This window comes from Dyella sp. C9 (assembly GCF_003332825.1).
Taxonomy (GTDB): domain Bacteria; phylum Pseudomonadota; class Gammaproteobacteria; order Xanthomonadales; family Rhodanobacteraceae; genus Dyella.
On sequence record NZ_QIRF01000004.1, the window covers coordinates 183127 to 196661 of the forward strand.

9 protein-coding genes and 1 pseudogene are annotated in these 13535 nt (G+C 67.8%); 4 read left to right on the forward strand and 6 right to left on the reverse strand.

Going from position 1 to position 13535, the window contains the following annotated elements; translation table 11 throughout:
* Positions 1 to 120: 120 nt before the first annotated feature.
* Positions 121 to 1278, reverse strand: a complete 1158-nt coding sequence (locus DVU99_RS07745) for a murein hydrolase activator EnvC (RefSeq protein WP_232823504.1) — start codon at positions 1276 to 1278, stop codon at positions 121 to 123.
* A gap of 419 nt (positions 1279 to 1697) precedes the next feature.
* Here DVU99_RS07745 and gltB point away from each other — a divergent pair.
* The 4 genes and pseudogenes from gltB (at position 1698) to DVU99_RS07765 (ending at position 9499) form a co-directional block, all read left to right on the forward strand.
* Positions 1698 to 6142, forward strand: a pseudogene (gene gltB, locus DVU99_RS07750) (glutamate synthase large subunit).
* Positions 6139 to 7578, forward strand: a complete 1440-nt coding sequence (locus tag DVU99_RS07755) for an FAD-dependent oxidoreductase (protein WP_114239637.1) — start codon at positions 6139 to 6141, stop codon at positions 7576 to 7578. Before gltB ends, DVU99_RS07755 begins: the two are co-directional and overlap by 4 nt.
* Before the next feature lie 240 nt (positions 7579 to 7818).
* On the forward strand, positions 7819 to 8682 hold the full coding sequence (locus tag DVU99_RS07760; protein ID WP_114239638.1) for a methylglyoxal synthase: 864 nt from the start codon (positions 7819 to 7821) through the stop codon (positions 8680 to 8682).
* A gap of 61 nt (positions 8683 to 8743) precedes the next feature.
* Positions 8744 to 9499, forward strand: a complete 756-nt coding sequence (locus DVU99_RS07765; RefSeq protein WP_114239639.1) for an NRDE family protein — start codon at positions 8744 to 8746, stop codon at positions 9497 to 9499.
* Between the two features lie 22 nt (positions 9500 to 9521).
* Here DVU99_RS07765 and DVU99_RS07770 read toward each other — a convergent pair whose 3' ends face one another.
* From DVU99_RS07770 to DVU99_RS07790, 5 genes are all read right to left on the reverse strand, one after another.
* Positions 9522 to 9944 (reverse strand): YchJ family protein, encoded by a 423-nt coding sequence (locus DVU99_RS07770; RefSeq protein ID WP_198670236.1) that lies wholly within the window; start codon positions 9942 to 9944, stop codon positions 9522 to 9524.
* A gap of 95 nt (positions 9945 to 10039) precedes the next feature.
* Positions 10040 to 10633, reverse strand: coding sequence for a DUF938 domain-containing protein (locus DVU99_RS07775; protein ID WP_114239640.1), 594 nt, complete (start codon positions 10631 to 10633; stop codon positions 10040 to 10042).
* Positions 10634 to 10831, reverse strand: a complete 198-nt coding sequence (locus tag DVU99_RS07780) for a hypothetical protein (RefSeq protein WP_114239641.1) — start codon at positions 10829 to 10831, stop codon at positions 10634 to 10636.
* Positions 10832 to 10889: 58 nt separating this feature from the next.
* Positions 10890 to 12683, reverse strand: a complete 1794-nt coding sequence (locus tag DVU99_RS07785) for an ABC transporter ATP-binding protein (protein WP_114239642.1) — start codon at positions 12681 to 12683, stop codon at positions 10890 to 10892.
* Positions 12684 to 12892: 209 nt separating this feature from the next.
* Positions 12893 to 13471 (reverse strand): NnrU family protein, encoded by a 579-nt coding sequence (locus tag DVU99_RS07790; RefSeq protein WP_114239643.1) that lies wholly within the window; start codon positions 13469 to 13471, stop codon positions 12893 to 12895.
* Positions 13472 to 13535: the final 64 nt, after the last annotated feature.

The following is a 13535-nucleotide window of genomic DNA, read 5'->3' on the forward strand; positions in this document are numbered from 1 at the left end:
GGACTCCGGAAAAACAGTGGGGACGCTGCCGGCGGGCTGCCTGGGTGCTTGGACCGCCGGTTCTCGTCGAAATTCAATGCCATGGCCTTGAGATTAGCCTGCGACGGCGCGTAGCCGGCGTCAACGCTGCCGGCCCAGCCAGCTGCGCGGGTCCACCGGCTTGTTGTCCTGGCGCAGCTCGAAATAGACGCCGGTGTTGACGCCGGTGGGGGCCGCGGCCGTACCCACCGCCTCGCCGGAGGCCACCTGGTCGCCCACGCCGTGCAGCAGGGTCTCGTTGTTGCCGTACATGCTCATCCAGCCATTGCCATGGCTGACGATGACCAGCATGCCGTAGCCACGCAGGAAGGCGGCGTAGACCACCCGGCCGGCCGCGACCGCACGCACCTCGCTGCCGCCCGGTGCCTTGATCAGCACGCCGTTGCCATAGGTGTTGACCACGCCGGCGGCCGGCCATGGCAGGTTGCCGCGGATATTGGCCAGGCCCTTGCCCGCGGGCGGCGCCGCGTTGTTGCCACTGGCCTTGGCGGCACGCTCGGCTTCGCGCGCGGCCTCGTCGATGGCCTTCTGCAGCTTGTCGAGCAGCTGGTTGAGCGAGGCCTCGTTCTGCTTGAGGGCGGCGAGCCTGGCGCCCTGGTCCTTGTACTGGGCGTCGGTGTCGGCCACCAGCTTGGCCTGGCTGGCGCGCTGCTGTTCCAGCGCCCTGGCCTGGGTCTCGCGTTCGGCGCGACTGGTCTGCAGGGCCTGCTGCTGCGCGGTGATCTGGGTCTCCAGGTCCTGCAGGTGGGCCAGGTCGCCCATCAGCTTCTGCACCCGGGCCACCCGGTCTTCCTGGAAGTACTTGGAATAGGCCAGGGCCTGGGCGATGCGCGCCACATCGTCGTCACCCATCAGCAGGCGCAGGTCCGAACCGCGGCCCAGCGCGTAGGTGGCACGCAGCAGGTCGGCGATGGCGGCGCGCTGGCCTTCCAGGTTCTTCTGCAGCTCGGTCCGCTGCTGCTGCAACTCGTCCAGGTCCTTCTGCTTGGCGGCCAGCTGGGTGTCGGTGTCGCGCACGGCCTTGGCGGCGACCGCCACCGCATTGGCCTGCTTGGCCAGTTCGGCCGTGGCGCTGTCGCGCTTGGCCGCGGTGTCGGCCTGCTCCTTGGACAGGGCCTCCATCTTGCTGCGTACGTCCGACAGCTTCTTCTGGGCATCGGCCTGCTCGGCGCGCGTCTTGCTGTCCTGGGCGGCCCAGGCGGGAGCCACGACGAGGATGAAGGCGAAGGCGCCGGTCATGGCGCGGACGAGGGGGCGGGCACGACGGACTGGTATGGGCATCGGCCGATTATCACAGAGCGCGGTGACCACACGCGAGCCGGGGCAGGGTGGTGCGTAGGGACGGGTCACGCCGGCTTCATTGCCGGCTTGCTACGCCAGTGGTATGCCCCGGACGCATGCGCATGACGCTTCGCGATGCGCATGGCATGGGTGGATCTCCGTGATCGACGCGATCAGTCCGCGCAGGCGCGATGCGCGCGAGCAGGTGCGGTCAACGCGAAAACACTTCCAAGTGAAACTTTCATTTGGACGTAAAGATGTCTTTGACGCGACGCACCAATTGTGTTTTAGTCGAAACCACACATCTGGATGCGTGACAGCAGCGCCGTTGGCCCTGTTGGGACGACGCGTCTCCAACCATCGGCCGGGGAGGCAAGATGGCGCGAGGAGTACCAGCGACGCTTTACGACGCTGCGTTTGAGCACGACAGCTGTGGTTTTGGCCTGGTCGCACAGATCGACGGTCGTGCGAGCGCTTGGGTGGTGGACACCGCCTTCGATGCGCTCGCCAAACTTTCGCACCGCGGCGGCGTCAATGCCGACGGCGTGAGTGGCGACGGCTGCGGCGTGCTGTTCCATCGTCCGCTGGTATGGTTGAAGGCGCTTGCTGATGAGGCGGGCATCGCGCTCGGTGAGCGCTACGCGGCGGGACTGGTATTCCTTGATCCGCAGGGTGACGACGCCGCTGCGTCGACGCTCGAGCAGTACGTGCATGAAGAAGGCCTGCGCATCGCCGGCTGGCGCGACGTGGCGGTGAATGCCGAGGCCTGCGGGCCGCTCGCGGCCGCGGCGCGTCCGCGCGTGCGCCAGGTGTTTGTCGAGCCCGCTGACGCGATGGACGACGCGCGTTTCGAGCGCGCACTGTTCCGCGCGCGTCGCCGCGCCGAGACGGTGCTGGCCGCCGACCCGCATTTCTATGTGGTCACCTTGTCGGCCGAGGTGGTCGGTTACAAGGCCATGGCCGCGCCCGGCCGCCTGCGCGAGGTGTTTGCCGACCTCGCCCATCCGGCGCTCGGCGCCGACGCGGTGGTATTCCACCAGCGCTTCTCCACCAACACGACGCCGCAGTGGCGCCTGGCCCAGCCGTTCCGCCTGCTGGCGCACAACGGCGAGATCAACACCATCCGCGCCAACCGGCGCTGGATGCAGTCGCGCGAATCCATCCTGCATTCGGAGCTGGTGGATCTTTCCGACATCGGCCCGCTGGTGCGCCAGACCGGCTCGGATTCCGAGAGCCTCGACAACGCACTGGAAGTGCTGCTGGCCGGCGGCCTCGACCTCATCGCCGCCATGCGCGTGCTGGTCCCGCCGGCCTTCGCCGCGCGCGAAGGCATCGACGAGGATCTCGCTGCGTTCTACGAGTACTACGCGCTGCACAGCGAGCCGTGGGATGGCCCTGCAGGCCTGGTGATGTGCGACGGCCACTACGCCGCCTGCACGCTGGACCGCAACGGCCTGCGCCCTGCGCGCTGGGCGTTGTCGGCCGACAACCATCTGATCGTCGCCTCCGAGGCGGGCCTGTGGGACGTGCCATCCTCGCAGGTCGTGGCCAAGGGTCGCCTGGCGCCAGGCGAGATGATCGCGGTGGACCTCAAGGCGCATCGCCTGCTTCGCGACGCCGACATCGACGACATCAACCGCAGGCGCGCGCCGTTTCGCGACTGGCTGCGCGCTGGCGTGAGCTACCTCGAATCGGACCTGATCGATCCCTCGCTGGCCGCCGAGCCGCTGCCGCAGGACGAACTGCGCCGCTACCAGAAGCTCTACGGCCTCTCGCGCGAGGAGCGCGAGACGGTGCTCAAGGTGATGGTGGAGCTGGAGCAGGAGGCGACCGGCTCGATGGGCGACGACACGCCGATCGCGGCGATGTCGCGCCAGGTGCGTCCGCTGTTCGACCGCTTCCGCCAGGCGTTTGCGCAGGTCACCAATCCGCCGATCGATCCGTTGCGCGAGAAGCTGGTGATGTCGTTGGTCACCCAGATCGGCCCCGAAGCGAACGTGTTCGATCTCGCGCCGGAGAACGCCAGGCAGATCCTGATCAACTCGCCCGTGCTCTCGCAGCGCAAGCTCCGCCAGTTGCTGGCGTTGCCGCAGATCGTCGGCACGCCGCGCTTCGACCTGGTGTACGCGCCGGAGGAAGGGCTGGAGGCGGCCATCCGCCGCCTGTGTCGCGAGGTGGAGAAGGCGGTGCGCGAGGGTTGCCAGCTGGTGTTCCTCAGCGACCGTTATCCGCACCAGGACCTGCTGCCGATCCATTCGCTGCTGGCGGTGGGCGCGGTCCACGCGCACCTGATCGACCAGGCGCTGCGCTGCCAGTGCAACATCCTGGTGGAGACGGCCACGCCGCGCGACCCCCACCAGTTCGCCTGCCTGCTCGGCTTCGGCGCCACCGCGATCTATCCGTGGCTGGCCTACCAGAGCCTGTTCGAGCTGGGCCGCGAGGGCCATATCGCCAGCGACCGCTTCGAGATCGGCCGCAGTTACCGCCGTGGCGTGCGCAAGGGCCTGATGAAGATCCTGTCGAAGATGGGCATCTCCACCGTGGCCGGGTATCGCGGTGCGCAGCTGTTCGAGATCGTCGGCCTGGCGCCCGAGGTGGTGGAGCTGTGTTTCCCCGGTACGCCCTCGCGCATCGGCGGCGCGAGCTTCGCCGATCTTGAGCACGACCAGCGGCTGCTGGCGGCCGAAGCATGGAGCGATGCGCTGCCGCTGCGTGCGGGTGGCCTGTACAAGTTCGTGTACGGCGGCGAGTACCACATGTACAACCCGGACGTGATCGCCAGCTTGCAGAAGGCGGTACGCACGGGCAATACCGGCGACTATCGCGCGTACGCCAACTTCGTCGACCGGCGCCCGCCGTCGGCGCTGCGGACCTGCTCTCGCCGCGCCCGCTGCGCGAGGCGGTGCCGCTGGACGAGGTGGAATCGGCCGACAGCATCCTGCGCCGCTTCGACTCGGCCGGCATGTCGCTGGGCGCGCTGTCGCCCGAAGCGCACGAGGCACTGGCCATCGCCATGAACCGGCTGGGCGCGCGCAGCAACTCGGGCGAGGGCGGCGAGGACCCGGCGCGCTACGGCACCGAGAAGACCTCCAAGATCAAGCAGGTCGCTTCCGGCCGCTTCGGCGTCACGCCGCAGTACCTGGTCAATGCCGAAGTGCTGCAGATCAAGATCGCGCAGGGCGCCAAGCCCGGCGAAGGCGGCCAGCTGCCCGGGCACAAGGTGGACAGCACCATTGCGCGGTTGCGCTACGCCAAGCCCGGCATTGGCCTCATCTCGCCGCCGCCGCACCATGACATCTACTCCATCGAAGACCTCGCCGAACTGATCCACGACCTCAAGGAGGTCAATCCCGAGGCGCTGGTGTCGGTGAAGCTGGTGAGCCACGCGGGCGTGGGTACCGTGGCCGCGGGCGTGGTGAAGGCCGGTGCGGATCTCATCACCGTGAGTGGCCACGACGGCGGCACCGGTGCCAGTCCGCTCACTTCCATCAAGTACGCCGGTACGCCGTGGGAACTGGGCCTGGCCGAAACGCAGCAGACGCTGCGTCGCAATGACCTGCGAGGTCGCGTGCGCCTGCAGACCGATGGTGGCCTCAAGACCGGCCTGGACGTGATCAAGGCGGCCCTGCTCGGTGCGGAGAGCTTCGGTTTCGGCACCGGCCCGATGGTGGCGCTGGGCTGCAAGTACCTGCGCATCTGCCATCTCAACAACTGCGCCACCGGCGTGGCCACCCAGCATGCGGTGCTGCGCAAGGAGCACTTCATCGGGTTGCCGGAAATGGTGATGAACTATTTCCGCTTCATCGCCGAGGACGTGCGCGGGCATCTGGCGCGGCTGGGCGTGCGCAGCCTGGACGAGATCATCGGCCGGGCCGACCTGCTGGAGCAGGTGGACGGCAGCACGCCGGTACAGCACAAGCTCGACCTGCACCCCCTGCTGGGCGACGCCGCGCTGGCGGCGCAGGTGGATTTTGCCTGCACCTTGCCGCGCAATCCCATGCGAGACGAGGCCGCACTGGCCACGCGCATCGACGAGGCAACGCGCACGGCAGTGGCCGACCGCATCGGCGGTGAGTTCGCCTTCGACATCGTCAACACCGATCGCGCCATCGGGGCGCGCCTGTCCGGTGCGGTGGCACGCCTGTGGGGTGACCACGGCATGGACCAGCATCCGGTCACGCTCAAATTGCGCGGTGCGGCCGGGCAGAGCCTGGGCGCCTGGAATGCCGGTGGCGTGCATATCGACCTGGTCGGCGAGGCGAACGACGGCGTCGGCAAGGGCATGGCCGGTGGCCGCATCGTGGTGCGTCCGCCCGAGGATTCACCGTTCGCCACGCAGGACGCCGCGATCATTGGCAACACCTGCCTGTACGGTGCCACCGATGGCGAGCTGTACGCGGCGGGTCGCGCCGGCGAACGCTTCGCCGTGCGCAACTCCGGTGCGCTGGCGGTGGTGGAAGGCGCGGGCGACCACTGCTGCGAATACATGACCGGCGGCGTGGTCGCCGTGCTGGGCAAGGTAGGCCTCAACTTCGGCGCGGGCATGACTGGCGGCTTCGCCTATGTGCTCGACATCGAGCGTACCTTCGTCGACTGCTACAACCACGAACTGGTGGACATCCTGCGCATCTCGCCCGAGGGCATGGAGCACTACATGCAGCACCTGCGCAGCCTGGTGTCGCGCCACGTCGAGCTCACTGGCAGCGAATGGGGGCGTCGCATCCTCGCCGACTTCCGCGGCCTGCAATACAAGTTCTGGCTGGTGAAGCCCAAGGCGGCCAGCCTGGCGGCGCTGGCGGAAGAACTGAGGAGCGCGGCATGAGCGGCAAGGATTTCCAGTTCCTCAACGTCCAGCGGCAAACGCCGCGCACGGTGCCGGTGTCGATCCGCGTGCTGGGCTATGGCGAGATCGCCGGCGACTTCGCCGGTCCCCAGGCGGCCGGCCAGGCTGAGCGCTGCATCGATTGTGGCAACCCGTACTGCGAGCACGCCTGTCCGGTACACAACTACATTCCCAACTGGCTGAAGCTGGTGCAGGAAGGCCGCCTGACCGAGGCGGCCACGCTGATGCACGAAACCAACCCGTTGCCCGAGATCTGCGGCCGCGTCTGTCCGCAGGATCGCCTGTGCGAGGGTGCGTGCACGCTGGAGCAGACCGCCTTCGGCGCGGTGACCATCGGCAGCATCGAGCGCTGGGTCACCGACGAGGCGTTCCGCCAGGGGTGGCGCCCGGATCTCTCGGCGGTACGCGAAACCGGCAAGCGCGTAGCCATCATTGGTGCCGGCCCCGCGGGCTTGGCCTGCGCCGATCGGCTGCGTCGCGCCGGCATCGCGGCCGACGTGTACGACCGCCAGGGCGAGATCGGCGGCCTGCTCACCTTCGGCATTCCGCCGTTCAAGCTCGACAAGAGCGTGGTGCGTACGCGCCGCGAGGTGCTCGAAGGCATGGGCGTGCGTTTCCTGCTCAACCGCGACGTGGGTCGCGACATCGAGTTTGGCCAGCTGCTGGACGACTACGATGCCGTGTTCGTCGGCACTGGCGCCTACACCTATGTGGATGCGCAGCTGCCGGGCCGAGAGTTGCGCGGCGTGCATGATGCGCTGCCGTTCCTGATCGGCAACACCGAGCGCCTGCTGCGTGACGAGGCTCCTGCGCCGGCCTTCGATTTCCGCGGCAAGCACGTGGTGGTGCTGGGCGGCGGCGATACCGGCATGGACTGCAACCGCACCGCCATCCGCCTGGGGGCCGCCAGCGTCACCTGCGTCTACCGTCGTGACGAGGCCAACATGCCAGGCTCGGCGCGCGAGGTGAACTACAGCCGCGAGGAAGGTGTCACCTTCCTGTTCCAGCGCCAGCCGCTGGAGATCCTTGGCGGCGCGCGTGGCAACGTGCGCGGTGTGCGCGTGGTGGAAACCGCCCTGATGGACGACGGCTCCGGCCGCCTGCGTCCGCAGAACGTGCCCGGCACCGAGTACGTGATCGATGCCGATGTGGTGATCCAGTCGTTCGGCTTCCTGCCCAGCCCGCCGGACTGGCTGCGCTCGCACGGCGTGGCGCTGGACACGACCGGTCGGGTCATCACCGGCGCGGGCGCTGCCCTGCCGCACCAGACCAGCCACCCGCAGATCTTTGCCGGCGGTGACAACGTGCGTGGCGCGGACCTGGTGGTGCGCGCGGTGTACGACGGTCGCGAGGCGGCAGCTTCGATCGTGCAGATGCTGGCCACGGCCGACACGAACGCACTGGCGCACGCCTGACCCCATGTGGGGGCGCGCCCTGTGCGCGACCGCTTCGAAGCGGGGACGGGGGAAGGGCCGTGGAGGCGCCAAGGCCGGCTACCTGCGGCCAGCTTGCACGCTGCGGCAGGCCGGGGTGCTGGCGCCCTCGCTATTTATCCCCTTAGGGGACTCGTCTCTCGGTGTTTCGCTCCGCAGGGTTTTCGCGCACCGAGTGCGCCCCTACAGTGATAGCCCCATCGCTACGTTGAAGTGATCCCCATGCGTCTTGGTCTTGCCGCCAACCAGCTTCACCACGCCCACGCCAGCGCCGCGCTGTTCCAATGGCTGCGCGCGAGCGAGGCCGGCATCCGCGAACTGCAAATCGGGTTGCACGCGGTGGGGCGTACCTACGATGCGATCCAGCGCAACGGCTATCTGGAGGGCTACGGGCCGCTGCGACGTTACCCGTATGGCCGCGAGGGCGGCCTGATGAAGCTGGTGGCCGAAGTGGTGGGTCTGGGCGGCGAAAGGTCGCTCGACGGCGCCATCTACTTCATCGATCCGGTGGATCCCTCGTCGATCTTCCCGGAGGCCATCGCGCTCAAGCGCCAGTGCGTGATCCACGGCAAACCCTTCATTTCCACTGTGGCTTCCGCGCGCGACTGGATCGAGCTGGAGCGCATCCACGCCGGCCTCGCGCGGGACCCTGGCGCCGACAGTTTCTACGCACTGGAGAACCACACGCTGGCCCTGATCGCACACGATGCGATGAAGCCGCAGATGCTCGCTTACGCGGCGGAGCACTTCGATGTGCTGTCGGGTTTCGCCAGCCGCGTGGGCACGGGCACCACGGGCCAGCGCCTCAACGAGCTGGCGTGGAGCCGCGGCTGGCCGAGCGACCAGTCGTGGGTGCAGCGCTACCAGAGCGGCCCGATGGGGGGCGACGCGCAGATCGCCGACCTGGTGCTGGAGCGTCGCTGCCAGCGGGCGATCTTCTTCGAGGATCCCCACGTCGCGCGCCAGCACGAGGCGGACATCCAGTTGCTGGAGCGCGCCGTCACCACGCGTACCGACGAGGCGGTATGCATGACCTCGCCCAAAGTGGCTGCACGCTGGGCCGCCGCGGTGCGCCTGCGCCAGTGATGGCGGGTGCGGGCGGTGCAAGGGTGCATACTGTGCACCGCCTTGTTGCAGGGAGTGCCCCATGTGCGTGATTGCCTTTGCCTGGAACATGCATCCGCGCTGGCGGCTGGTGCTGATCGGCAACCGCGACGAATTCCATGCACGCCCCAGCCTGCCGCTGATGCGCTGGGAGCGGCCGGCCATGGTCGCCGGCAAGGACCTGGAGGCCGGCGGCACCTGGCTGGGTGTCACCGATGACGGGCGCTGCAGCGTGGTGACCAACGTGCGCGATCCGCGCGACCCGCAGCATGGCCGCTCGCGCGGGCTGCTGGCGCTGGATTATCTCGGTGGCGCGGCGGACGCCGCCACGCACGCGCAGGCCTTGCTGGCCACTGCGGCGGATTATCGACCATTCAACCTGCTCACCTTCGACCAGCACGACGCGTTCTACCTGGGCAATCGCCCGGAGCCGCGCGCGCAGGCGGTGACGGCTGGCGTGCATGGCTTGTCCAATGCCGACTTCAACACGCCCTGGCCAAAGACGCGTGCCTTGATCCAGCACCTCACCGCATGGCTCGAGGCAGGGCAGGACGACGAGTTCGCGCCCCTGTTCGCCGCACTGGCCGATCCGCGCGGCTACCCGGATGATCAACTGCCCGACACCGGCGTGGGCCTGGAGCGCGAGCGCTGGCTCTCCTCCGCGTTCATCCGCGGCGAGCACTACGGCACGCGTGCCAGCACCGTGGTGGCGATGGGACACGACGGTCGTGGCGTGGTGGTGGAACGGCGTTTCGGACCGTGGGGTCGCGAGGAAGGCGAGACGGCGATGCCGTTCTGAAACCCGCGCAGTGAATCGGTTGTCAGTCGGTGGAGCGTTCGGGGAATTCACCGTCCACGTAGTACCAGCGGCCATCCTCGCGCACGAAGCGGCTGATCTCGTGCATGCGCTGGGCCTTTCCGCCGCCATAGCGCAGGCGCGCCACGAATTCCACGATGGCCCGGTCCTGCTCGCTTTCGTGCCGCTTCACGCTCAGCCCCAGCCAGCTCGGCGCGGGCTGCTGCGTGCCCAGCTTCAGGTGGGCCGGGCGCGTGCTGTGATGCCAGGTGGCCAGCAGGTAGTCCTCGCGCTTGAGCACATAGGCGCTGTAACGCGAACGCATCAACTGTTCGGCGGTCCCGGCCACACCGCCCTCATGCAGCGGCCCACAACAGCGCGCATAACCGATCTCGTTGCCGCAGGGGCAGGGCGTGAGCGTGTCGATGGCTTGCACGTACGGTCGCATGATCCTGGCCGGGCGCGTGAGCGGGCGCCCCATGGCGTGCATCCTGACGCCTCCGCGGGCAAATGCCAATGGTGCCTATGGCTTAAGGCGTAGCCTCAGCGCAGGCGCCGCCAGAGGCGGATGCGGTTATTGGCCGGCATGGCGATGTCGTCGACCAGGTCGAAGCCGGCCACCTCGGCCAGGGCATCCACCGCTTCGGCGTCACGGATGCGCATGTGCGCCCCGCGCGCCTGCAGCCACTGGTCGAAGCTTGCGTTGCTGTCGCTGGTGTAGCGGCCGTTGTAATTGAACGGGCCATAGACGGCCAGCAGTGCGTCCCCGCTGGTGACGGCAGGCAGCTGCTCGAACAGCTGCTCCACTTCGTCCCACGCCATGATGTGCAGCGTGTTGGCGCTGAACACGGCGTCGTAACGGGCCATGGGCCAGCTGCCTGCCACGTCCAGCTCCAGTGGCGCTGGCGTGTTCGGCAGTGCCGCCTCATCCAGCCACAGGCGGATACCGGGCAGGTTTTCCACGCGGTCGGAACACTGCCATTGCAAGTGCGGCAATGCCGCCGCGAAATGCACCGCGTGCTGTCCGGTGCCGCTGCCGATCTCGAGCACGTGCTGCCGGTCGGCGAACTGCACCCGCAGTACTTCGAGGATGGGGTCGCGGTTGCGCTCGCAGGAAGGAGCGGTGGGCTTGTCCACTCAGACCGGGCGGCCGCGCAGCACGCGCGCGGGCAGCATCAACAGCGCTCCGAGGAAGGCGAACACGGCGCTCACCGTGATGCCCACCAGTCGCAGCGGCAACAGGATCAGCCACACGATGGGATACAGCACCAGCGCCAGCAGCGCGATGGGCCAGCACAGCACCAGCAGCAATACCCAAAGAAGGAAAGCGACCATGAGGACATCCTCGCGTCGGAAACGGCGCCACTCTAGCGCAGTTGGCACGCATGCCGCCCTATGACGTATGACCCAGGAACTGCTTGCGGCACAGCTCCGCGTACAGGCCGCCGCGGGCCAGCAGTTGCGCATGGGTACCGCGGTCCACGATACGGCCCCGGTCCATCACCAGGATCAGGTCGGCCCGCACAATGGTGCTCAGGCGGTGGGCTATCACCAGGCTGCTGCGCCCGGCCAGCAGGGTTTCGAGGGCTTCGTTGATCAGCGCTTCCGACTGTGAATCCAGCGAAGAAGTGGCCTCGTCCAGGATGACCAGCCTGGGATCGCGCAGGGCGATACGCGCCAACGCCAGTCGTTGCCGCTCGCCACCGGAAAGCTTGTAGCCTTTCTCGCCGATCACCGTCATCAGGCCCTGCGGCATGGCTGCGATCACGTCATGGACCTGGGCCAGCCGGCAGGCGCGTTCGATCTCGGCATCGGTGGCATCCGGCTTGGCGTAGAGCAGGCTGTCCCTCACGCTGGCATTGAAGAAGATCGCCTCCTGCGTGACGCTCGCCATGAGCTGGGACAGCGTGGCGAAGTCGATCTCGCGAAGGTCCACGCCATCCAGGCTGACCTTGCCGGCGGTGGGGTCGTAGAGGCGGGTGGCCAGGTAGGTCACGCTGGTCTTGCCGGCGCCGCTAGGCCCGACCAGGGCCACCATCTTGCCCGCCGGGACCTCGAAGGAAATATCCTCCAGCACCTGCCGCCCGCCGGCGTCATCGGCCAGCGACACGTGGTCGAAGCGCAACACGCCACGTGGATGCGCGATGGTGACGGGCGCGGTTGCATCGGGAAGTTCGATCGGCAGGTCGAGGTATTCGAAGATGCGGCGGAACAGGGCAGTGGCGCTGATCAACTCCACCTGCGCATTGACCAGTGCCGAGGCGGGCGCATAGAGACGATTGAGATAGGTGATGAAGGCCACGATGGTGCCGGTGCTGATGGCACCGGCGATTGCCTGCCAACCACCTACCAGGAAGATCAGCGCCGGCCCGATGCTGGCGAACGAGCTGATGAACATCAGGAACCAGCGCCCCAGCATGTTCTGCTGGATCACCGAGTCGCGGATGTCACCGGCCTTCTGCTGGAAACGCTGCCGTTCGAGCGCCTGGGTGCCGAACAGGCGCATCAGCAGGAATCCACCGATGGACAGCCGTTCCTGCACGTGCGCGTTGAATTCGGCGATCTGCTCCTGCGTGCGCCCGGCGATGCGACCGCGTGCCTGGCCCACCTTGCGCGTGGGCAGGATGAAGATCGGCAGGATGCCCAGCGCCACCAGGGCCAGTCGCCAGTCCATTCGCAGGATCACCAGCGCGATGGCCAGCACGGTCAGCGTATTGCTGACCAGGTTCACCAGCGTATTGCTCACTACGCCCTGAATGCTGCTCGCATCGTTCTGCAGGCGCGACAGGGCCTCGGCCGAGCGCGTGTGCGTGTAGAAGCGCAACGACTGCTGCTGCAGCCGCGCATACATCTGGTTGCGGATGTCGTAGATCACCGACTGGCCCAAGCGGGTTGCGATCTGGCTTTGCCAGACACCCAGCAGATTGCCGGCCAACGACGCGCCGACCATGCCGGCCACCAACAGCAACAGCAGGGGCAGGCTGTGGCGGGGAATGGCCAGGTCGAACACATCGCGCATCATCAGGCCTGGCACCACCGCCAGCGCCGCGGAAGCCACGATGCAGAACACCAGTTGCAGGCTGGGCCGCCATTTGGGCAGCACGTGGCGCGCGATGCGTCGCCAGTCGCCCAGCGTCATGGTGACGTCGGCGGGACGGTCGCGATAGTTGAAATGGAAGGCTGACATGCCGTTGGCTCGCTCCCTGCGCGAAGTCGATCGAAGGCCGCCGCAAGGGAAGCCCTCGCAGCGCAAGGCACCTTAGCAGGCGCATGGGCTCGTTCCACGCCGCGAATGGAGGCCATTCACCGGTAGGCTGGGCGCACTTTCGTATAATGACGGCCAGTCGCAAGAACACGGCGCGGTTCCGGCGCTCCGCCCCGGCGTCGCGAGTGGTCTCAGACCAGCGGGCTCACGCCGATCAGCCAGCCGTGCAGCCAGAAGGCGAACAGGAGCCAACCCACCACGCCGGCCAGCACGGTGAGCAGGTCGCCTTTGAAGCTGCCCGCGGGATAGACCACGCCCGCCGCACGATCACGCCGGCGGCAGGTGATGAAGTCCACGCCGGACCACAGCAGGAAGGCACCGAAAAACACCACGTCGTGCAACATGCCGGTGGCCAACAGGTGACCGAAGGCCCAGGTCTTCACGCCGGCCAGCATCGGGTGGCCGAGCTTCGCCTTGAGGTGATTGCCGGGTACGTAGGCCGCCGCCACCAGGACGAAGGCTACGAGGGTGAACAAGGCATTGAGGTGGCGCAGCCACAGCGGCGGCGTGTAGAGCAGTACGGGCTGGTGACGGGCCAGGCCGAAGCCCCATACCAGCAGCACCAGGCCGGCGGCGGACGTCAGCGAGTAGAGTGCCTTCCAGCGCATCTCGCCCATGCGCTCGATCTGCCGGCGGCGCCAGTCGTTGGCGAAGATGCGCACCGAGTGCGCGCCGAGAAACAGGACCAGACCTAGGATCAGCACAGCCATGGGCTCACCTGGGAGTTGGCATCATGCGACCATGATAGGCGCGGAACCAGCTCCGTTGGTGAAG